The following is a 21,441-nucleotide window of genomic DNA, read 5'->3' on the forward strand; positions in this document are numbered from 1 at the left end:
ATGGCCCGTCTGTCCGACGCCCGGCAGAGCGAACGCGCGATTGTCGATTTCGGCAAGGGACGTCCGGTCGCCATCATTTCCGATGCTTGGTACCCTCAGATCAACGGCGTCGTGCGCACGCTCCAGCGCATGGTCGATGCGCTGAACGGCTTCGGCCATCCGACACGCGTGATCGGGCCGGACCGTTTCCGCACCATCCCTTGTCCCAGCTATCCGGAAATCCGGCTGGCGATCGATGCCTGGGCGCGCCTGCCGAAACTGTTGGACGAGACCCCGGACGAGGCGATCCATATCGCGACCGAGGGACCGCTTGGCCAGGCGGCGCGCCGCTATTGCCTGCGCCGCGGGCGCCCTTTCACGACGGCCTTCCACACGCGCTTTCCCGAATATGTGCAGGCACGCATCCGCCTGCCGCTTTCCTGGACCTATGGCTTCATGCGGCGGTTCCACGGCGCCGCGCAATGCACCATGGTGACGACGGAGAGCATGCGCCGCGATCTCGAAGGTTGGGGGTTTCGCAACCTCGCCCTTTGGACCCGCGGGGTCGATACGGACCTCTTCCACCCCAGGGAGAAGGGCGCGCTGAACCTGCCGCGACCGATCTTCATGAATGTCGGCCGGGTCGCGGTGGAGAAGAATATCGGCAAGTTCCTCGACCTCGAATTGCCCGGCAGCAAGGTCGTGGTCGGCGACGGCCCGCAGATAGCCGAACTGCGCGAGGCCTATCCGGAGGTCCATTTCCTCGGCGCCAGGGAGGGCGAGGAACTCGCGGACCTTTACGCGGCGGCCGACGTCTTCGTCTTTCCCAGCCGTACGGACACCTTCGGCCTTGTCCTGCTGGAAGCGCTGGCGAGCGGCGTGCCGGTGGCCGCCTATCCGGTCAACGGTCCGATCGACGTCATCCGCGATCCGGCCGTCGGCGTTCTGGACGAGGATCTGGGGGCGGCCGCGCGCAGGGCTCTCGATTGCGATCCGGCGGCCTGTCGGCGCTATGCGCTCGGCTATTCGTGGGACGCCTCCGCGCGCCAATTCCTGGATAATCTAAGCCCCATCCTGGCCTGACGGGTATCGTCCCGGCCTAACGCGGCGGGCTCAGAACCCCTTCAGGATATAGGCGACGGGACAGTCGGGATGCTGGCGGATGTGATCCGGCAGGCCGCGCTTCGCCAGGAAATCATGGACCGCGCGCGAGCATCCCTCCCAATCGTAATAGTCGTCGATCAGAATCAGCCCGCCGGGCGCGACATGATCATAAAGCGCATCCAGGATCGTCATGGTGGAGTCGTACCAATCGCCATCCATGCGCAGGATCGCGATCGGACGATCCGGCACGAAACCCGGCAGGGTGTCGGAGAACCAGCCCTGATGGATGCCCCGGGTGCGCGGCTCCAGGCCGAAGCGGCGGATATTCTCGCGAAATTCCGTCTCGCTGGCGGTGTTGTTATCGTGCCAGAAGCCTTCCCCGGCCTCGATCTCCCGCGCACGCTCGCCGTCGCGCTCCGTGGTGGGGGGCAGTCCCTGGAAGGAATCGAAGAAATAAAGCGCGGAGAGCGCGGGCAATGCCGTCGCGATGCCGAAGGACATACCGCCGCGCCATGTGCCGCATTCGACATAGGCCCCGTCCGAGAGCGCGGGCGTGCGCGCCAGCGCCTGCTCGCACAGCTCGATATTGGCGACATAGCGCCGCCGGGGTACCATCGAAAACTCCCTGAACCGCCGCCAAATGGCCCGGCGCCTGAACTTTCCGATAAGGGTTCGTAACGCCATGGGAGACGACCGGCATCCATGAAGGGGTGGAACGGAACGGACGCGTCCCGCCCGGGGAGGAGCATCCCGGACGACGGCCGCGAACCGCGCGAAAGCTAGCGAACGCCCCGCCCTCCGGCAAGCCCCGATGCCGACTATCGGAGTGACGTCATGGGACGAGCGTGATATAGACCGCGCGCGCTGCCGCCCGGGCCAATCGCGCGCGGGCGCCATGGACACGCCTTGTTGAGAGTTGAATGGCTTCGAAATCCAAGATCTCGGATGACGATACGCGTGTTCTCGTCGCCCGCCTCTGGCGCGACTACATGCGCTTTTATCTCGGCCGGCTCACCGTTGCCGTCATCTGCATGGCAATCGTCGGCGGCGCCTCCGGCGGCATCGTCTATCTGGTGGAACAGACGCTCGACGAAGCGCTGATCGCCGGATCGGAGACGATGATCTGGACCGTCGCGATCGGCTTCCTGATCGTGGCCTTCACGCGCGGAGCCGCGAACTTCGCCCAGACCACGCTGATGCATTCGGTCGGCCTGCGCATCATCCAGCGGATGCAGGGTCAGATGTTCAACGCCTTGCAACGCGCGGACATCCAATATCTGCATGACGAGGGGACGGCGCGGCAGCTCTCGCGTTTCTCCAACGACGTCAATTTCCTGCGCGACGCGATCAGCAAGGTCTTTACCAGCGCCGGACGCGATTCCCTTGTGGTGCTCGTCCTGGTCGGCCAGATGTTCTATCTGAACTGGCAGATGGCGGTGGTCGCCTTTGTCTTCTTCCCGGTATCCGTCCTGCCGATCGTGCGCATCGGGCGCCGGCTGCGTCGGGTCTCGGCGACGACCCAGAGCGAATTCGGCCAGATGACCTCGGTCCTCGACGACTCGCTCAAGGGGGCGCGGCAGGTCCGCGCCTACCGCATGCAGGATTACGAACAGCGCCGCGCGGACAACGCCTTCGCGGAGATGTACCGGCTGGTCTTCAAGGCCGCCGTGGTGCGTTCGCTCACCTATCCGATCATGGACGGGCTGTCCGGCGCCGCGTTGGCCGCGATCCTGGTCTGGGGCGGCTATCAGATCCTCCAGGACACGATGACCGTGGGCGAGTTCATGGCCTTCTTCATGGCGGTGATAACGGCCTATCAGCCGATGCGCTCGATCGCGAACCTGAACGCCGCCCTGCAGGAAGGGCTGGCCGCCGCCCAGCGCATCTTCTCCATCATCGATTACGAGCCGCGCATCCAGGACAAGCCGGACGCGCGGACCCTCGTTCCCGAATCCGGACGCGTCGCCTTGCGCGACGTTCATTTCTCCTACAGTTCCGGCGAACCGGTGCTGCATGGCGTCGATCTGGAGGTTCCGGCCGGCGAGACGGTGGCGCTGGTCGGCCCGTCGGGGGCGGGGAAATCGACCGTCCTCAACCTCATCCCGCGCTTCTACGACGTCGCCGCCGGCGCGGTCGAGGTCGACGGCCAGGACGTGCGCGACGTGACGATGGATTCGCTGCTGGCCCAGATCGGGCTCGTCAGCCAGGAGACGACGCTCTTCAACGACACGGTCCGCGCCAATATCGCCTATGGCCGGACAGGCGCGAGCGAGGCGGAAATCGTCGAGGCCGCGAAATCCGCCGCCGCCCATGATTTCATCATGGGCCTGCCGCAAGGGTACGAGACGGTGGTCGGCGAGCAGGGCGTGAAGCTATCGGGCGGCCAGCGTCAGCGCATCGCCATCGCGCGCGCCATGTTGAAGAACGCGCCGATCCTGCTGCTGGACGAGGCGACATCGGCCCTGGACACCGAATCCGAACGCCAGGTCCAGGGCGCGCTGAAACGCCTGATGGCGGGCCGCACCGTGGTAGTCATCGCGCATCGGCTCTCGACCATCGCGGACGCCGACCGGATCTATGTCATGCAGGGCGGTCGCGTCGTCGAAAGCGGCACGCACAGCAGCTTGAGCGCGCATGGCGGCCTTTATGCCCGACTGCAGGCCATGCAGTTCCAAGGTATCGAGGAAGTACCCGCGAGTGATCCGGAACCTGATCGCCCGAGCGATGATATAGAGGGCTCCGACGGCGACCTAGACAGGCGCGAGCAGGCCGCCGGTCCGAGTGGACGTTAGAGAGGCGCCATGGCCCCGCCCCGCGCCCCCCGTGCCCTGTTTCGCGCGGTCTCCCGCGCCTTGACCCGCGCGCATTGGGTTCACGCCCTGTCGCGTGAGATCATCATCTGGTATATCCGCTTTGTCCGCCTGACCTCCATTTGGCGTATCGAGGGCACGGCGGATCGCGACCGGCTGCACGACATCGGCCAACCCTTTCTCATCATTCTCTGGCACAACCGCATCGCCATGATGCCCTATGCCTGGGAAGAGGAGACGCGGAACCTGACCGTGATGGCCTCGTCCCACCGCGACGGACAGCTCGTGATCGACGGGCTGGGACGCTTCGGCTTCTCGGCCATTCCGATCGACAGCAGGCAGGGCGGTTCCGGCCCGACCCGCCAGGTTCTGCGTGTGCTGAAGGAGGGACGCTGTGTCGGTATCACGCCCGACGGGCCGCGCGGTCCCCGCATGCGGATGCGCCCCGCGATGGCGCAACTCGCCGCCATGGCACAGGTCCCGATCGTCCCTGTTACTTATGGGGTTTCCCGCCGCAAGCTGCTGTCGAGCTGGGACCGTTTCCTTTTGCCGATCCCCTTTTCGCGCGCGATCTGCCTGTGGGGCGAGGCCATCGACCCGCCCGCGCGCGGCGACCCGGCCGACCTGGAGCGATGCACGCGGGAGATGGAAGCGGCGCTCAACGACCTTAGCGCCACCTGCGATCGCCGCTGCGGGGTCGATCCGATCGAGCCCGCGCCCGAAGGCAGCGCCCCCCGACCAGGAAGCCGGGAGCGCACCCGGGAGGGAAACGCCTGATGCTGTGGCGGGGTCTCTATCGCACGGCGTCGGCGCTGTCCGCGCCCGCGCTGTCGATTTATCTGCGCCGGCGCGTGACGCACGGCAAGGAAGACCCGACCCGCTTCGCCGAGCGCCGGGGCGAGGCATCGATCGCGCGCCCCGAGGGACGGTTGATCTGGATTCACGCCGCGAGCAACGGCGAGGCGATGTCTGCCCAACCGCTGATCGAGCGGCTGGGCGCGCGCGATCCCTCGGCTTGGGTATTGTTGACGACGGGCACGGTAACCTCCGCCCAGTTGATGGCGAAACGCCTGCCCCCACGCGCGCTGCATCAATATGTGCCGGTCGACCGGTTCGGCTGGGTCCGGCGCTTCCTCGATCATTGGCAGCCGGACGCGGGCATATGGCTCGAATCCGAACTCTGGCCGAACCTGCTGTGGGAGATGCGGGACGCGGGCCGGCCCACGATACTGGTGAACGGACGCATCTCGGAGCGGTCCTTCCGGCGATGGCGGCGTACGCCCAGCCTCGCCCGCGATCTGTTGGGCGGGTTCGCGCTGTGCCTCGCCCAGACCGACCAGGAGGCGGAGCGGCTGCGCCTCCTCGGCGCGCGTGATGCGGCTTGCGTCGGCAATCTGAAATTCTCCGCCCCGCCGCTACCAGTGGACCCGGACCTGCTTGCCGCCATGCGCCGGGCGATCGGCGAGCGCCCCTTCTGGCTCGCGGCCAGCACCCATCCGGGCGAGGAGGAGATCGTCGCCGATGTCCATGCGCGCCTCGCCCCTACCCGTCCGGGCCTCCTTACCATCCTCGTGCCGCGTCATCCGGTTCGCGGCGGCACGATCGCCGAGGCCCTGCGGGAACATGGGCTGCGCGTGGCGCGCCGATCCGAGACCCCGTTGCCGCCCGGGGATATCGACATCTATCTCGCCGACACGCTCGGCGAATTGGGTCTTTTCTACAGCTTGTCGGATATCGCCCTGATCGGCGGCAGCCTGACCGGCGGTATCGGGGGGCATAATCCGGTCGAGGCGATCCAGATGGGAGCGATTCCCCTGCTCGGCCCCGATATGAGCAACTTCGAGAGCGTCGCCCAGGATCTGTTACGGGGCCAGGGGGCACGGCGTGTCGGCAACGCCACGACGATCGCGGAGACCGTCACCTCCCTGTTGGCGAACGACGAGACAAGACATCGCATGGCCCATGCAGGCGCCGCGATCGCCGAACGGAACCGCGACGTGGTGGATCAAGTGATGGCCCGCATGGAGCCCTGGCTGCCTCCCACAGCCCTCAAGGCCGGCGGGGCGCGATGAAGACCCCGGCCCATTGGCGCCGGGACGGCGCGGTCGCCCGGCTGCTCGCGCCGCTGGGCGCGCTCTATGCCGGCGCGGGACGGTTGCGCCGCCGCCTTGTCACCCCCTATCGCGCCGGTCTGCCGGTAATCTGCGTCGGCAACGTCACGGCGGGCGGGGCCGGCAAGACCCCGGTCGTCCAGGCCCTGGTCGCCTTGCTGTCGGAACGGGGCGCGCGGCCCGCGATCCTGCTGCGCGGCCATGGCGGGCGCGAAGCCGGACCCCTGCGGGTCGATACCGCGCGCCATGGCGCCCGCGATGTGGGGGACGAGGCGCTGCTTCACGCCGAACTGGCGCCGACCTGGATCGCGCGCGACCGGGCGGCCGGCGCCCGGGCGGTGGAGGCCGCGCGGGACGACCGCGGCGGGCCCGATATCCTTATCCTGGATGACGGCTTCCAGAATCCCGGCCTCTCGCACGATCTGTCGTTCCTGGTCTTCGACGGGGCGGCCGGTCTCGGTAATGGGCGGATGATCCCGGCGGGCCCGCTGCGCGAACCATTGGCCGACGCGCTCGCCCGCGCGGACGCGGTCGTGTTGGTCGGCGCGGACGCGGGCGGACTGGCGCGGCGGGTACCGGGCGGAATGCCGCTTACCGCCGCGCGCATGACGCCGCGCCTGCCGGAGGGGCTCTCCCCCGGCGACCGGGTCGTCGCCTTCGCCGGAATCGGCCGGCCGGAGAAATTCTTCGAGGCGCTGGAGGGGCTCGGCCTCGCCATCGTCGAGCGCGTGGCTTTCGCGGATCACCACCCCTATAGCACGCATGATCTACGCGATATCGCGGATCGGGCGCGGACGGCACGGGCGGTGCCGGTAACGACGGCGAAGGACGCCGCGCGGCTTGCCGGACAGGACGCGGCCGGTATTCTGCGGGGCCTTCGGGTCGTGCCGGCGACGTTGTCCTTCGAAAGACCCGATATTGTCTTCACCCTGCTCGACCGGCTATTGAAGCACTCATGACATCGGCGAACTCCGCCCCCAAGATGCCCTGGCGCAGGCGGTTCCTATATCACCTGCAAAGTGTCGCGTTGCATGGCACGCTCGCCCTGCTGCGGATTCTGCCGTTCGAGATCGCCTCGCGCATCGGCGGGTTGGTCTTCCGCACGGTCGGCCCGCGCCTATCCGCCGACCGGGTGGCGCGGCGGAATCTGCGCGCGGCCTTCCCCGACCTGACCCGCGCGGAGGAGGACCGGATCGTGCGCGAGGTCTGGGACAATCTCGGGCGCGGCGCGGCGGAATATGCCCAGATCACGGGGCTCGACACCTTCGACCCGAACCGGATCGAGATCGTGGGCGAGGATCATCTGCTGACCGCGCGCGATTCGGGGGCGCCCTTCATCGTGTTCAGCGCCCATATGGGCAATTGGGAGATGGCGAGCCTTGCCGCCGCGCAACGTGGCTGTTTGCTGACCAATATCTACCGGCCGGCCAGCAACCCCGGCATCGACCGCCTGATTCGCCGCGTCCGCTCCGAATTCTGCGCCGAACTGCTGCCGAAGGGCCGGGAAGGGGCGCGCGGCGCGCTCCGCGCGATGAAGGAGAACCGGCCGCTCGGCCTTCTGATCGACCAGAAATTCAACGAGGGCCTACCGATCCCCTTCTTCGGCCGCCCTGCCTATACCGCGAGCGCGCCGGCCGAACTCGCCCTGCGGTTCCGTTGCCGGGTCCTGCCCGTGCGGTTGGAACGCCTGCCCGACGCCCGCTTCCGGATCACCATCGAGCCCCCGATGGAACTGCCCGATAGCGGGGACAGGAACCAGGATATCGAGGCTCTTCTGACCGCCATGAACGCGCGTGTCGAGGAATGGGTCCGCGCGCGCCCCGGGCAATGGTTCTGGGTCCACCGGCGCTGGCCGAAGGGCGGCTGATACCGTCAGTTTCCGGTTCCCTCCGGCATCGACGGCACGAATAGCGCGGCATCCAACCGCTTCCCGAACCAGTTGATCCGCCAATCGAGATGCGGGCCCGTGGCGCGGCCCGTCGCCCCCACGGTGCCGATCGCATCACCCCGCGCCACCCTCTGACCGGGCGTGACCGCGATGCTATCCATATGCAGGAAGGCGGAGGCGAGTCCGCGCCCGTGATCGATCATCAAGGTGCCGCCGGAGAAATACATATCCGGCACCGCCAACGAGACCACCCCGTCCGCCGGGGCCACCACCGGCGTGCCGGTCGGGACCGCGACATCGACACCGTAATGCGGCTGGCGCGGCTCGCCATTCAAGATGCGTTGAGAGCCGAAGACGCCCGAAATCGGCCCCTTCACCGGCCAGATCCAACCGCTGTCGAACCAGGTATCCGCGCTGTCGCGCACCCGGGCCTCGGCGACGAGAGCAGCGTCGGCGCGAATACGCGCCAGAACCGAGTCCGGCGGGCTCACCTTATTCTCCGGCAAGCCGTCGATGCGCTGGATATCGTAATCGCGCTGCGCGATCGACAGGGTCTCCACCCGCCTATCGCCGGCCGGGCCGGTGATCTCCAGACGCATCGCGGCCGGGTCGTCGCGATGGAAGCCGATAACGAAGCGCCCGTCCGCTCCGACCCGCACGTCGTGCCCATCGAAACGAACCCGCGCCCCCGGATCGACCTTCCCGATCGCATAGCCGCCCTGCTGGAATTCCGCCTGAAGGAATTCCACCGCCCCCGCGGCCGCCGGAACCTGAAGCCCCAGCAGAAGGAGGGAAAATACGGCCGCCCGGCGCAGACAACGAACGATCGCCATCAGAAGAGGTCCCCCTGCTTCGCCGCCACCCCGGGTGGGCGTTTCGCGGCTGCCTTAGGCTTGGATTTCGTGGAAGAGCCGCGCCCGTCACCGGAGACCAGCGCATGGCGCCGGGTGTCGCGGGCGAATTCGATCTCGATCCCCTCCCCGGCCGTGAGCGCCGCGCCATCCGCGACCAACGTCCCGTCGTCCGCCCGGCGGACAACGGCATATCCCCGTTCCAGGACACGGGCATAGCTGAGGCTTTCCAGCATCGCGCCGGCGCGTTCCAGCCGATCCGCCCCCTCGCCGATCGCCGCGCCCGCCGCCCGGTCGAGTCGCGCCCCGAGGCGCCGGTCGGCGAAGCGTTCCCCCCGCCGGTCGATCGCGGCCCGCGCCCCTTGGGCGAGCCGCTGGGCCGCATCGGCCAATTGCCGTTCCCCGTGGCGGATCACCTGGGTCGGCGTGCGCAGGCGCGCGGCGGTCTGCTCCAACTCCCGCGCGCGGTGACGCAGGGCGCGCGGCATCGCCTCGCCCAGGCGTTCCGCCCCGTCATCCAGGCGTTGGGTCGCGGCATCCAGAATCTGCGCCGGCTTCGGCAGGCCGCGCGCCAGCCCCTCCAGCGCCCGGGCGCGATCGGTCACCCCCCGATGGACGGCCCCGACGAGCCGCCTCTCGCGATCCATCAGGTCGCCCAGCAGGTCGCTTCGCACCGGCACCGCCATCTCCGCCGCCGCGCTCGGCGTCGGGGCCCGCCGGTCGGCCGCGAAATCGATCAAGGTCGTATCGGTCTCGTGTCCGACGGCGGAGATCAAGGGAATCGCGCTCGCCGCCGCCGCGCGGACCACCACCTCCTCGTTGAAGGCCCAAAGATCCTCCAGCGACCCGCCACCACGCGCGACGATCAAAACATCCGGACGCGGCACCGCCCCGCCGGCCGAACCGCCGGGAGAACCACCGGGCTTAAGGGCATTGAAGCCCGCGATGGCGTCCGCCACCTGACCAGCCGCCGCTTCCCCCTGCACGACGACGGGCCAGACCAGGACATGGCGGGGAAAGCGATCGCGCAGCCGGTGCAGGATATCGCGGATCACCGCCCCGGTGGGCGAGGTGACGACGCCGATCACATCCGGCAGATAGGGCAGCGGTCGCTTACGCGCCTCGTCGAACAGCCCCTCCGCGGCGAGGGCCTTGCGCCGGTCCTCCAACAGCTTGAGAAGCGCGCCCTCCCCCGCCAGTTCCAGGCTGTCGATCACGATCTGATATTTCGAACGGCCGGGATATGTCGTCAGCCGTCCGGTGGCGATCACCTCCAGCCCGTCCTCCGGCTTGACCGACAACCGCCCCGCCGTGCCGCGCCAGCACACGGCGTCGAGCACCGCGTCCGTATCCTTCATCGTCATGTAGAGATGACCGGAGGCCGCGCGCTTGAAGCCCGAAATCTCGCCGCGCACCCGGACATAGGAGAAGGCATCCTCCACCGTCCGTTTGAGCGCGCGGGAAAGCTCCGAGACGCTCAGTTCCGGAACATTGCCCGGCGTGGCGGGGGCAGGGGTGGGGGTGGGGGTGGGGGCGGTGGGTTCGGTCATGACGCGACCGAGACTCGAGCGATCGGACCGCGCCGTCAAGCGTCGCCCGCCGCGCGCGCCGCGTCCCAGGCGGTTTCCCTTCACCGACCCACATGCTATCTCCCGCCCATTCGGGAGCGGCCCCGCATGGCGAGAGAAGGACAGTGCATCATGCGCATTCTGGTGGTCGGTAGCGGCGGGCGCGAACATGCCTTGTGCTGGGCGATCGCGGCCTCGCCTGTGTGCGAGACGCTCTACTGCGCGCCGGGCAACGCCGGCATCGCGCAAGAGGCCCAGTGCCTCGACATAAAGGCGGACGATATCGACGCCCTCGTCGCCTTCGCGGAGAAGGAGGGGATCGACCTCGTCGTCGTCGGACCGGAGGCGCCGCTGGTGGCCGGCCTCGCCGATCGTCTGAAGGCCGCCGGCATCCGTGTCTTCGGGCCAAGCGCGGCGGCCGCAGCGCTTGAGGGCTCCAAGCGTTTCGCCAAGGATCTCTGCGCCAAATACGATATCCCGACCGCCGCCTTCGGCACCTTCACGGACGCGGACGCCGCCAAGGCCTATATCCGGGAGCGCGGCGCGCCGATCGTGGTGAAGGCGGACGGTCTGGCCGCCGGCAAGGGCGTGACCGTCGCCACCACGGTGGAGGAAGCCTGCGCCGCCGTCGATCAGGCCATGGTCGACGGCGCCTTCGGCGCAGCCGGCGCGACGCTGGTGGTCGAGGAATTCATGGAGGGGGAGGAGCTTTCCTTCTTCGCCCTGGTGGACGGCGCGAACGCGCTGCCGCTCGCCTCCGCCCAGGATCACAAGGCCGCGCACGACGGCGACAAGGGGCCGAATACCGGTGGCATGGGCGCCTATTCCCCCGCCCCCGTCTGCACGCCAGCGCTGGAACAACGCATCATCGACGACATCCTGACACCGACCGTCCGGTCGATGGCGGCGGAGGGGACACCCTATCAGGGGGTGCTGTTCATCGGCCTGATGGTGACGACCGACGGCCCGAAGGTGGTGGAATACAATGTCCGCTTCGGCGACCCGGAATGCCAGGTGCTGATGATGCGCTTGAAGTCGGACCTGCTGCCGGCGCTGGTGGCCACGGCCGACGGCGTGCTCTCCGCCGCCGATCTGCGCTGGTACGATGACGAGACGGCGCTGACCGTCGTGCTCGCGGCCGAAGGCTATCCGGGCACCTATGAGAAGAATACCGTGATATCCGGGATCGAGCGGGCGGAGGAGGACCCGGAGGTCACCGTCTTCCATGCCGGCACGGCGCGCGACGCGGACGGCACGTTGCGCGCGACGGGCGGCCGGGTGCTGAACGTCACCGCGCGCGGGCGCAGCGTCACCGAGGCGCAAGCGGCCGCCTATCGCGCGGTCGACGCGATCGACTGGCCGCAGGGATATTGCCGCCGGGATATCGGCTGGCGCGCCGTCACGCGGGAAAGCGGCGGCGCCTGACGCGCCGGGACGGCGCCCCTTGAATGGGGGAGTGAATGGCGGAGCTTCTGCGCGACAATCCGCTGCTGATCGCCGGGGTAGTGATCCTGTTGGCCGCGATGCTCGCCGCGCGGGGCCGGATGCGTCGGGGGCCGTCGGACACGGGCGGGCGGGACCCCGCCCACCGGCGCGGCCACGTACCCAGGCCGTCGTCGGAGCGAAGCGCCGCCCGGATCGGCCGCGAACGTCGGCGCGCTCGCATCCAGATGATCTTGGCCCTGTTCTGCATCCTGGGCTTTACTCTGATCGCCATCGTGAACAGTTTCTAGCCGTCTCTTCCATCCATCCTAACGCTTCCGCATAGAAACGGGATTTTCAGCAGATGACCGATGATAGCCGCACCGGCGCCGACCAGCAGTCCCTGGACCTGATCGAGGAAATGCTGGAACGCGCCAGGAAGGCCGGGGCCGATCAGGCCGATGCGATCGTCGCCCATGCGATCAGCCTGAGCCACGCCCAGCGCCTCGGCAAGGTGGAGCAATTGGAACGCTCGGAGAGCCGCGATCTCGGCCTGCGCGTCATTATCGGCAAGCAACAGGCCTGCGTCTCCGGCAATGACTGGAAGCCGGACGCGCTGGCCGAACTGGTCGAGCGCGCCATCGCCATGGCGGGCACGGTGCCGGACGACCCCTATTGCGGGCTGGCGGAGGAAGGCGCGCTCGGCCGGCCGCCCTTCCCCGACGTCGATGGCTGCGACCCGGTCGAGCCGGCGGCGGAGCTATTGATCGAACGCGCCAAGGCGGCGGAGGAGGCGGCGCTGGCCGTCGACGGCGTCACCAATTCGGAAGGGGCGGAAAGCTCCTGGGCGCGCTGGTCGATCGCGCTCGGCGCCAGCAACGGTTTCCGCGGCGGCTATGAGAATTCGCGCCACGGCGTGGGTGTCTCCGTCCTGGCCGGCGAGGGCGTGGCAATGGAAAGCGACCATGACTTCACGTCCAAGGTCCATGGCGCCGACCTGGAGGACCCGACGGCGATCGGACGCAAGGCGGGCGAGCTTGCCGTCGCGAAACTGAACCCGCGTAAGGGCCCGACCCGGAAATGTCCGGTCGTCTTCGACCCCCGGGTTTCCAATTCGATGCTCCGCCACCTGGCCGGCGCCATCAACGGCAGCGCGATCGCGCGCGGCACGAGTTTCCTGAAGGACCGGATGGGGGAGCGGGTGATGGCCGCGGGCCTGACCGTCATCGACGATCCGCACCGCCCGCGCGGCCTCGCCTCCAAGCCGTTCGACGCGGAAGGGATCGCGACGGCGCGGCGCGCGCTGGTCGAGGACGGCATCCTGAAAAGCTGGGTGCTGGACCTGCGCACGGCGCGCCAACTCGACCTGGAGAGCACCGGCCATGCCGGGCGCGGCACCTCCAGCCCGCCCTCCCCGGGCACGACCAACCTTTATCTGGCGCCGGGAGCGCGAAGCCGCGCCGACCTGATCGGCGAGATCGAGGACGGCTTCTACGTCACCAGCCTGATGGGAATGGGCGTAAACGGCGTCACGGGCGATTACAGCCGGGGCGCGTCGGGCTTCTGGATCGAGAAGGGCGAGATCACCTATCCGGTCAGCGAAATGACCATCGCCGGAAACCTGAAGGATATGTTCCTGGGGATGGAAGCGGCCGACGATCTTGATTTCCGTTACGGCACCAACGCGCCCACCCTGCGGATCCAGACCATGACCGTGGCGGGCCAGTAGAGGAGCCGTCGGGCCTTTCGGCACGCCGACTTGCACTTCCCGCGCGCGGCGAATCGTGACGTCCTTCGTCCCAGATAAGGCTCGGAGCAAGGAAGGAACCCGCGCGATGGCGGCCGACATCCGAACCGCGATCGCCAAGGCGATCAAGCAGGCCGACCGGTCGTGGTTCAACGAGAATTACGACAAGCAGGCCGCCGCCGTCCTTCAGACGCTGCGCCGGGACGGCTATGCCATCGTACCGGTGGAGCCCGATGCCGGCACGATAGAAGCCGGCGTGGAGGCGATGCAGGCGGGCCGTCATCGTCCGGCCGACGTCTTGCGCAGCCTTTATCGGGCGATGGTCGCGGCCGGGCGCGCGGACTGACGGGGCAGAAAGTGGAAGGGCCTTCCGCACCCTCCATTCAGGCGATCAAGGCATCCGACGCCGCGCCGGGACCGACGGCATCGGGCACGAGGGCCGCGGCCTGCTCGATGACCTCGGCCCCGGCCTCGGCGCGATAGGCGTTTTCGCTCAGGTAACGGCGCCATTTGCGCCCGCCCGGCCGGCCGTTGAAAAGCCCCAGGATATGGCGCGTGATGTGATGCAGCGGCACCCCCGCCCCGAGGCGTTCGCGCACATAGGGCAGCAGATCCGCCACGATTTGGCCGCGCGTCTTCACCGGCGCCGCCATGTCGTCGAAGATCACCCGGTCGGCCTCAGCCAACATATAGGGGTCCTGATAGGCCGCGCGGCCGATCATCACGCCGTCGAGACCGCCGTCGATCAGATCGCGGGCCGTCGCCAGATCCTTCACCCCGCCGTTGAGGACGATGCTCAACTCCGGCCGCTCGGCCTTCAATCGCTTCACCACATCGTAGCGCAGCGGGGGAATCTCCCGGTTCTCCTTGGGGCTGAGGCCCGCCAGGATCGCGATGCGCGCATGGACGATGAAGTGGCGGCAGCCGCTTTCCGCCACGGTATCGACGAAACGCAACAGGTCCTCGTACTCCTCCCGCCCGTCGATGCCGATGCGCGACTTCACCGTCACCGGGATATCGACAACGCCACGCATGGCGGCGATGCAGTCGCGCACGCGGTCCGGCTCCGCCATCAGGCAGGCGCCGAAACGGCCGTTCCGCACCCGATCCGACGGGCAGCCGACATTGAGGTTAAGCTCGTCATAACCATACCCGGCGGCGATCGCGGACGCTTCCGCCAACTCCACCGGATCGGACCCGCCGAGTTGGCAGGCCACCGGATGTTCCGCCGGATCGAAGCCGAGCAGCCGGTCCCGGTCGCCATGCAGGATCGCCTGGGCCGTCACCATTTCGGTATAGAGCAGCGCATGCCCGCTGATCAGGCGCAGGAAGTACCGGTCGTACCGGTCCGTCCAGTCCATCATCGGCGCCACCGAAAGGCGCGGATCGATCGCATCGGTCATCGCCAAGACCATTCCTTCCAGCATTCTCGGGCAGGCGGCGCGTATACGCCACCACGAGCCATTACTTAACGGATGCCGAGCGCTTGACCAACCGGGGAGCGCTTGCTCCATTGTCCCTTATGCGCCGGAGGCGCGCGCGACCACCCATTGCGGGCGCGGCGAGCCCGGCGAAAGGTGCAAGACGGAAATGGCCATTGGTCCTTCCGATACCATGTTCGCCGCCATGCTCGCGGCCGCCGCCCTCCTCGGGGGTGTCGTCGGTATGTTTCTTGCCCGGCGCCGTGGGGATCGCGGCGTCCCCGACAACGCCGACGCGCCCCAATCGGGTGACCCACGGGTTCTCCAGGATGCCCTCGACCATATGGAGGAAGGAATCGCGGTCGTCGACCGCGATTTGCGGCTGGTTGCCTGGAACCTTGGCTATCGTCACGTGCTGGGATTGCCGCGCGGATTGTTGACGCCGGGGGAACCGATAGAGACCGCCATACGCCACTGCTTCGACTCGGGCATCCTCGCCGCCGACGACGAGGGGGTGGACGCCGCCGTCGACCGGCTGATCGCGAATATGCGTGATCCCACGGCCGATCCCGAGATATGTCGCACGACGAACGATCGACTGATCGCGATTACACGGGTTCCGCTTCCCGACGGCGGCACGATCAATCGCTATGCCGATGTGACCGAGCGCGTTCGCATGGAAGAGGCCCTCCGTCTTTCGGAGGAACGCTACGCACTCGCGGCCCAGGCGTCCTCGGAAGGGATCTGGGACTGGGATATCGTCAGGGGCCGCGCCTATTATTCGACGCGCTGGCTTTCCCTCCTGGGGCTTTCGGCAGCCGACATCGCCGGCACTCCCGCCGATTGGATCGACCGGGTGCATCCACGCGACCGCGACACGCTCAAGATCGCGCTCGACGCCTATCTCGACGGGGAAAGCGACCGCTTCGCGGAAGAAGTGCGCATGAAGCACGCCGACGGCGACACCCTATGGGTCTCGGTGACCGGGGCCGCGGTCTGGCGCGACGAGACCGGGGCCGAGGCCACGGGACCGATCCCCGCGCGACGCGGCGCGCGGCCCGAACGGCTCGTCGGCTCCCTGACCGATATCACCAAGCGCAAGCGGGCGGAGGAACGGCTGATCCACGATGCGCTTTACGATTCGGTGACGGGCTTGCCCAATCGCGCCCTCTTCCTCGACCGGATCGAGCAGCGGCTGCACCATTGGATCGCGCGGGACCGGGCGGGCGAGCCGAACAAGGGGTTCGCCGTCCTCTTCCTCGACCTCGATCGATTCAAGGTGGTGAATGATTCCCTCGGCCATGACGTGGGGGACGAATTGCTGATCGACGTGGCCCGCAGGCTGGAAGGGGCGGCCAAGCCCGAGGATTCGCTCGCCCGGCTCTCCGGCGACGAATTCGGCGTGCTGCTTCCGGAGATCGGCGATGAGGCGGACGCGATCGAATGCGCCCACTGGCTTCAGGCCGATCTTTCCGCCGCGTTCCATCTGCGCGACCGCGAGATATTCACCACCGTGTGCATCGGTATCGCCATGCCCCAATCCGGCTTCCGCGCGGCGGAGGACATGCTGCGCGCGGCCGATATCGCCATGTACCGCGCCAAGGACAAGGGACATTCGAGCTGCATCGTCTTCGACCCCTCGATGCAGTCGATGGCGATCAGCCAACTCCAGTTGGAATCCGATCTGCGCCGCGCTGTCGAACGCGACGAGATCCTGATGCTCTACCAGCCGATCGTCGCCCTCGACAGCGGGCGTATCGCCGGGTTCGAGACGCTGGCACGCTGGAATCACCCGGAACGGGGGCTCGTTCAGCCGGCCGATTTCATCCCGCTCGCCGAGGATAACGGCCTCATCGCCTCGATCGGCGCGCAGGCGCTGCGCAAGAGCGTGAAGCAGATGCGTGTGTGGATGGATGAGCTGGGTCACCTCGCGCCGGACAGCATCTCCGTCAACCTGTCCGGCCGCCAATTGCAGGAACCCGACCTCGTGCGCGACCTGGAGGTTATGCTGGCCCGAGCCGGCGTTCCCGGAAGCCGCCTCAAGCTGGAGGTGACGGAAAGCATGATCATGCGCAATCCAGAGGCCACGTCGCGCACCTTGATGGAATTGAAGGACCTTGGAATCGCACTGTCGATCGACGATTTCGGGACCGGCTATTCCTCCCTCAGCTACCTGCACCGCTTCCCGTTCGACACGCTGAAGATCGACCGTTCCTTCGTCACCGCGATGACCGAGAGAAGCGAGAACGCCGAAATACTCCGCACGATCTCCCTACTGGCGCACACATTGGGCAAGGACGTGATCGCGGAAGGCGTGGAGCGGGCGGAGCAGTTGGAGGGCCTCGCCGCCATCGGTTGCGAGTTCGCGCAAGGCTTCCACTTCTCCCGGCCGCTCGACGCGCAGGCGGCCTCCACGCTGATGCGTACCGGCGGGTCCTGGGATATCCCGGGGCAGGCGGCCGATACCGATTAGCGAGACGGCCCCAGCCGGCGGCGCCGGCCGATCAGACGCCGATCAGACGTTGAATCGGAAATGGAAGACGTCGCCGTCCTCGGCGAGGTAATCGCGCCCCTCCAGCCGCATCTTACCGGCTTCCTTCGCGGCCGCCTCGGTACCGCACGCGAAATAATCCTCGCAGGAGATCGTCTCCGCCGCGATGAAGCCCCGCGTGAAGTCGGTATGGATGACGCCCGCGGCCTCCGGGGCCTTGGCGCCCCGGCGCACGGTCCAGGCCCGCGCCTCCTTCGGCCCGACGGTGAAGAAGGTGATCTGGTCGAGCAGTCGATAGCCCGCCTTGATGACCTTGGAGAGGCCGGTTTCCTCCAACCCCAGGCTTTCCAGGAACTCCGCCTTGTCGGCGGGATCGTCGAGTTGGGCGACCTCGGACTCGATGGCCGCGGAGATCACCACCGCCTCCGCCCCTTCCCGGGCGGCGCGCTCCTCGACACGCTTCGACTGCGCGTTGCCGGTGGCGGCGGCCTCCTCCTCCACATTACAGATATAGAGGATCGGCTTGGCCGTCAGCAGCGTCAGCCGCCTGAAGATCGGCCGTTCCTCCGGCGTGATATCGGCGAGGCGCGCCGGCTTGCCGTCGCGCAGCAGGTCGAGCGCCTTCTGCATGACGGCGACCTCTTCCTTCGCGTCCTTCTCGCCGGACTTCGCCTTCTTCTCCAACGGAACGATGCGGCGCTCCAGGCTTTCCAGATCGGCCAGCATCAACTCGGTCTCGACCGTCTCCGCGTCGCGGATCGGGTCGACCGACCCCTCCACATGGGTGATGTCGCCACTGTCGAAGCACCGCAGCACATGGCAGACCGCGTCCACTTCGCGGATATTGGCGAGGAACTGGTTGCCCAACCCCTCCCCCTTCGAGGCGCCCTTCACCAATCCGGCGATATCGACGAATTCCAATTGCGTGGGAATGATCTTCGCGGACTTGGCGAGTTCGGCCAGCTTCTCCAGCCGATGATCGGGCACGGCGACGCGGCCGGTGTTCGGTTCGATCGTGCAGAAGGGGAAGTTCGCGGCCTGCGCCGCCTGGGTTTCCGTCAGCGCGTTGAACAGGGTGGACTTGCCCACATTCGGCAGCCCGACGATCCCGAGATTGAAGCCCATGGCTGCGCTCAGTCCTTTCCGAACAGCTTTTTAAGGGCGCCGCCCAGCGCCCCTTTATCCTGGCCGCCCCCATCTTCGGCGCGATCCGCCAGCAGGCGTTCCGCGGCCGTCATACCCTTGCGGCCGGAAGACGGCCCGGCGGCGTCACCGCCGGCCTCGGCGGTGGTCTGCTTCTTATAGGGTTTCGGCGGGCGGGCGCCGATATCCTGCGCCGCCTTCGACATGAAGTCGGAGGCATTGCCGCCAACCAGCACCCCCATATGATGACTGGTCGCCTCCAGCACGCGTTCGACCATCTCCGCCTCCGCCTTGGCGAAATCGCCGAGGACGTGGGAGATCACCTTCTCCTTCGCGCCGGGATGATCGATCCCGAGCCGCAGACGCCAATAGGCCTTGCCGATATGGGCGTCGATCGACTTCAGCCCGTTATGACCGCCATGGCCGCCATCCTGCTTCACCCGGACCTTGCCGAGCGCGAGGTCGAGTTCGTCATAGATGACGAGAACCTCGGAGGGGTCGAGCTTGAAGAAGCGGAGCGCCTCCCCGACGGCACGGCCGGATTCGTTCATGAAGGTCGTGGGTTTCAGCAGCAGGACCTTCTCGCCGCCGATCGCGCCCTCGGCCGCCTGGCCTTGGAAACGCGCGCGCCAGGGGCCGAAATCATGACGGCGGACCAGCCGATCCGCCGCCATGAATCCGATATTATGCCGGTTTCCCTCGTATTTCGGACCGGGATTGCCCAGCCCGACGAGGAGGCGCATCGCCCCAGACACGGCCGGTCGGTCCTACTCCTTCGACTCCGCGTCGGAGTCGCCCTCGTCGGCATCGTCCTCGGCGGCTTCCGCCTCGGAGTCGGCGCCGAACTCCTCGCCGGCTTCCTGATCCTCGGCCTCGATCTCCTCGACCGCCGCTTCCGAGCGCGGCGCGTCGATATTGGCGACGACCGGATCGCGGTCGGTAATGGCGGAAACCACCCCTTCCGGCAGCTTCAGGTTCGAGATGTGGATCGTGTCGCCCATCTCATAGCCGGTCAGATCGCACACGACCTCTTCCGGAATGTCGTCGGCCGCGCAATAGAGCTCGACCTCGTACCGCACGACGGAAAGAATGCCGCCACGGTCCAGCCCGGGGCTGTCGTCCTCGTTGATGAAGCTGACGGGGACGTTCACGTTGATCTTGGTCGACTTGCCGACGCGCAGGAAATCGACATGCAGCGGCAGGTCCGTGACCGGATGAAGCTGCATGTCGCGCGGCAGCGCGCGTTCCTTCTTCCCACCCTCGACGTCGAGTTCGTAGACGGTGTTATAGAAGTGACCGCCCATCAGTTCGCGCATCAGGTGGCGCGGCTCGATGGAGATCATCTGGGGGTCCTTGCGGTCGCCATAGACGACGCAGGGGACCAGCCCCTGCCGACGCACCGCGCGAGCCGCCCCCTTGCCAGCCCGTTCCCGCTTGGCCGCGGGAAGAACAGATTGCTCAGACATTGCCAATGCTCCTCGTTCATTTGCTTGGCGTCATGATCCCGGCCCGACCTCCAGGGGTGTCGGCGCCAGACCTTTCCAACGCGGGCGATCGCCCCGACCAATCCGGACAACCGGACTGGCCCAGGCAAATCGCCTAAACCAACCGGGGCCGCCCCGTCCCACGAAGCAGCCCTGTCGATCCGATTTCCGCGTATTACCCGGAAAAGCGGCGGTCTTTTACACTTAATCGAACAGGCTGGAAACCGATTTCTCCTCGGAAATCCGCCGGATCGCCTCGGCCAGCAACGGGGCGATCGAAACCTGGCGCACCGTCTGGGAGACCCGCACCGCCTCCGTCGCCATGATCGAATCGGTGATGACCAGCGATTCCAGCGGCGAGGCGGAGACACGCGCCACCGCCCCGCCCGAGAGCACCCCGTGCGTCACATAGGCGGAGACCGAGGCGGCACCGTTGTCGATCAGCGCCTGCGCCGCGTTGCAGAGCGTGCCGGCACTATCCACGATATCGTCGATCAGGACGCAGCGCCGCCCATCCGGCTCGCCGATGATGTTCATCACCTCGGAATGGCCGGCCTTCTCGCGCCGCTTGTCGATGATGGCAAGATCGCATTCCAGCCGCTTGGCCAGGGCCCGGGCGCGCACCACGCCGCCCACATCCGGCGAGACGACCAGCATCTCGTCATCGCCGTTCATGCTCTCCTGCAAGTCCTTATGCAGCACGGGCAGGGCGAAGAGATTGTCCGTCGGCACCTCGAAGAAACCCTGGATCTGCCCCGCATGCAGATCGATCGTCAGCACGCGATCGGCGCCCGCCTGCTCGATCAGATTGGCGACCAGCTTGGCCGAGATCGGCGTGCGCGGTCCGGTCTTCCGATCCTGGCGCGCATAGCCGTAATAGGGAATGACCGCCGTGATGCGCCGGGCCGATCCGCGCCGCAGCGCGTCGATCATGACCAGCAGTTCCATCAGATTGTCGTTCGCGGGGAAGTTCGTCGATTGCACGACGAAGACATCCTCGCCCCGGACATTCTCCAGGATCTCCACGAAAATCTCCATGTCGGAGAATCGTCGGATCGATGCCTTGGTCAACGGGACATTGAGATACGCGGAAATGGCCTCGGCCAGCGGCCGGTTGGAATTCCCTGCGAGAATTTTCATGCGATGCGGTTCCCCATGGGCGCCACGGCGGAGGCCGCGACGCGCCTTCCGGCAAGGTCGGCATGGGCCACGCCGACGGCTGTACCCGCGCGCCCAGTCGCGAAGGTTCCCAGCGGCCGTCCGGCGCCCCTCGGCGCCGTTGATATATCAAGGCCTCCCGGGGGTGTAAATGACGCGACGCAAAAAGTCGGGGCGACGGTCCGCCGCCCCCCTTTATGGATGGCCCGCCCCTCCCGCCGACATCTGTTTAAGATGTCGGTATCCAAAGAAGGAAGGAGCGAG

Annotated in this window: 19 protein-coding genes; 11 read left to right on the forward strand and 8 right to left on the reverse strand. The window is 67.4% G+C overall.

Going from position 1 to position 21,441, the window contains the following annotated elements; all coding sequences use genetic code 11:
- The gene (locus KAJ83_RS17890) at positions 1-1,062 is read left to right on the forward strand and encodes a glycosyltransferase family 4 protein (protein ID WP_210683486.1); all 1,062 of its coding nucleotides are present in this window, start codon (positions 1-3) and stop codon (positions 1,060-1,062) included.
- A gap of 30 nt (positions 1,063-1,092) precedes the next feature.
- On the opposite strand, the gene KAJ83_RS17895 is transcribed toward KAJ83_RS17890, so the two are convergent.
- Positions 1,093-1,698 (reverse strand): TylF/MycF/NovP-related O-methyltransferase, encoded by a 606-nt coding sequence (locus tag KAJ83_RS17895; RefSeq protein ID WP_210683487.1) that lies wholly within the window; start codon positions 1,696-1,698, stop codon positions 1,093-1,095.
- Between the two features lie 305 nt (positions 1,699-2,003).
- Between KAJ83_RS17895 and KAJ83_RS17900 the strand changes: the two genes are divergently transcribed.
- The 5 genes from KAJ83_RS17900 to KAJ83_RS17920 are packed head-to-tail and all read left to right on the forward strand — an operon-like array spanning position 2,004 to position 7,871.
- The gene (locus KAJ83_RS17900) at positions 2,004-3,875 is read left to right on the forward strand and encodes an ABC transporter ATP-binding protein (protein WP_210683488.1); all 1,872 of its coding nucleotides are present in this window, start codon (positions 2,004-2,006) and stop codon (positions 3,873-3,875) included.
- A gap of 9 nt (positions 3,876-3,884) precedes the next feature.
- Entirely contained in the window at positions 3,885-4,670 is a 786-nt protein-coding gene (locus KAJ83_RS17905) for a lysophospholipid acyltransferase family protein (RefSeq protein WP_210683489.1), read from the forward strand.
- Entirely contained in the window at positions 4,670-5,965 is a 1,296-nt protein-coding gene (locus KAJ83_RS17910; RefSeq protein WP_210683490.1) for a 3-deoxy-D-manno-octulosonic acid transferase, read from the forward strand. Before KAJ83_RS17905 ends, KAJ83_RS17910 begins: the two co-directional genes overlap by 1 nt.
- Positions 5,962-6,963 carry a tetraacyldisaccharide 4'-kinase gene (gene lpxK / locus KAJ83_RS17915; protein ID WP_210683491.1) on the forward strand — a complete coding sequence of 334 codons (1,002 nt, stop codon included), beginning with the start codon at positions 5,962-5,964 and terminating at the stop codon, positions 6,961-6,963. The genes KAJ83_RS17910 and lpxK overlap by 4 nt, the downstream gene beginning before the upstream one ends.
- Positions 6,960-7,871, forward strand: coding sequence for a lysophospholipid acyltransferase family protein (locus KAJ83_RS17920; RefSeq protein ID WP_210683492.1), 912 nt, complete (start codon positions 6,960-6,962; stop codon positions 7,869-7,871). The genes lpxK and KAJ83_RS17920 overlap by 4 nt, the downstream gene beginning before the upstream one ends.
- Positions 7,872-7,876: 5 nt before the next feature.
- On the opposite strand, the gene KAJ83_RS17925 is transcribed toward KAJ83_RS17920, so the two are convergent.
- Both KAJ83_RS17925 and xseA read right to left on the reverse strand, forming a co-directional pair.
- Complete coding sequence (locus KAJ83_RS17925) at positions 7,877-8,725, reverse strand: M23 family metallopeptidase (protein WP_210683493.1); 849 nt, start codon at positions 8,723-8,725, stop codon at positions 7,877-7,879.
- Positions 8,725-10,293 (reverse strand): exodeoxyribonuclease VII large subunit, encoded by a 1,569-nt coding sequence (gene xseA / locus KAJ83_RS17930; protein WP_210683494.1) that lies wholly within the window; start codon positions 10,291-10,293, stop codon positions 8,725-8,727. Before xseA ends, KAJ83_RS17925 begins: the two co-directional genes overlap by 1 nt.
- 150 nt (positions 10,294-10,443) lie before the next feature.
- Here xseA and purD point away from each other — a divergent pair, with 150 nt between their 5' ends.
- The 4 genes from purD to KAJ83_RS17950 all read left to right on the forward strand — a co-directional run bounded on the left by purD (position 10,444) and on the right by KAJ83_RS17950 (position 13,826).
- The gene (gene purD / locus KAJ83_RS17935) at positions 10,444-11,736 is read left to right on the forward strand and encodes a phosphoribosylamine--glycine ligase (protein WP_210683506.1); all 1,293 of its coding nucleotides are present in this window, start codon (positions 10,444-10,446) and stop codon (positions 11,734-11,736) included.
- 35 nt (positions 11,737-11,771) lie between these two features.
- The gene (locus KAJ83_RS17940) at positions 11,772-12,044 is read left to right on the forward strand and encodes a hypothetical protein (protein ID WP_210683495.1); all 273 of its coding nucleotides are present in this window, start codon (positions 11,772-11,774) and stop codon (positions 12,042-12,044) included.
- Positions 12,045-12,097: 53 nt separating this feature from the next.
- The gene (locus KAJ83_RS17945) at positions 12,098-13,462 is read left to right on the forward strand and encodes a TldD/PmbA family protein (protein ID WP_210683496.1); all 1,365 of its coding nucleotides are present in this window, start codon (positions 12,098-12,100) and stop codon (positions 13,460-13,462) included.
- A gap of 106 nt (positions 13,463-13,568) precedes the next feature.
- Complete coding sequence (locus KAJ83_RS17950) at positions 13,569-13,826, forward strand: hypothetical protein (protein WP_210683497.1); 258 nt, start codon at positions 13,569-13,571, stop codon at positions 13,824-13,826.
- 37 nt (positions 13,827-13,863) lie between these two features.
- Here the strand turns inward: KAJ83_RS17950 and dusA are convergent, their stop codons facing one another.
- The gene (dusA, locus tag KAJ83_RS17955; RefSeq protein WP_210683498.1) at positions 13,864-14,883 is read right to left on the reverse strand and encodes a tRNA dihydrouridine(20/20a) synthase DusA; all 1,020 of its coding nucleotides are present in this window, start codon (positions 14,881-14,883) and stop codon (positions 13,864-13,866) included.
- Positions 14,884-15,070: 187 nt separating this feature from the next.
- Here dusA and KAJ83_RS17960 point away from each other — a divergent pair, with 187 nt between their 5' ends.
- Positions 15,071-17,374, forward strand: a complete 2,304-nt coding sequence (locus tag KAJ83_RS17960; RefSeq protein WP_210683499.1) for a putative bifunctional diguanylate cyclase/phosphodiesterase — start codon at positions 15,071-15,073, stop codon at positions 17,372-17,374.
- Between the two features lie 42 nt (positions 17,375-17,416).
- On the opposite strand, the gene ychF is transcribed toward KAJ83_RS17960, so the two are convergent.
- The 4 genes from ychF to KAJ83_RS17980 all read right to left on the reverse strand — a co-directional run bounded on the left by ychF (position 17,417) and on the right by KAJ83_RS17980 (position 21,159).
- Positions 17,417-18,517 carry a redox-regulated ATPase YchF gene (ychF, locus tag KAJ83_RS17965; RefSeq protein WP_210683500.1) on the reverse strand — a complete coding sequence of 367 codons (1,101 nt, stop codon included), beginning with the start codon at positions 18,515-18,517 and terminating at the stop codon, positions 17,417-17,419.
- A gap of 8 nt (positions 18,518-18,525) precedes the next feature.
- Positions 18,526-19,278, reverse strand: coding sequence for an aminoacyl-tRNA hydrolase (pth, locus tag KAJ83_RS17970; protein WP_210683507.1), 753 nt, complete (start codon positions 19,276-19,278; stop codon positions 18,526-18,528).
- Between the two features lie 24 nt (positions 19,279-19,302).
- Entirely contained in the window at positions 19,303-20,001 is a 699-nt protein-coding gene (locus KAJ83_RS17975; protein WP_210683501.1) for a 50S ribosomal protein L25/general stress protein Ctc, read from the reverse strand.
- Between the two features lie 222 nt (positions 20,002-20,223).
- Positions 20,224-21,159 (reverse strand): ribose-phosphate pyrophosphokinase, encoded by a 936-nt coding sequence (locus KAJ83_RS17980; protein ID WP_210683502.1) that lies wholly within the window; start codon positions 21,157-21,159, stop codon positions 20,224-20,226.
- Positions 21,160-21,441: the final 282 nt, after the last annotated feature.

Source organism: Marivibrio halodurans (assembly GCF_017963645.1).
GTDB lineage: Bacteria > Pseudomonadota > Alphaproteobacteria > UBA8366 > Aestuariispiraceae > Marivibrio > Marivibrio halodurans.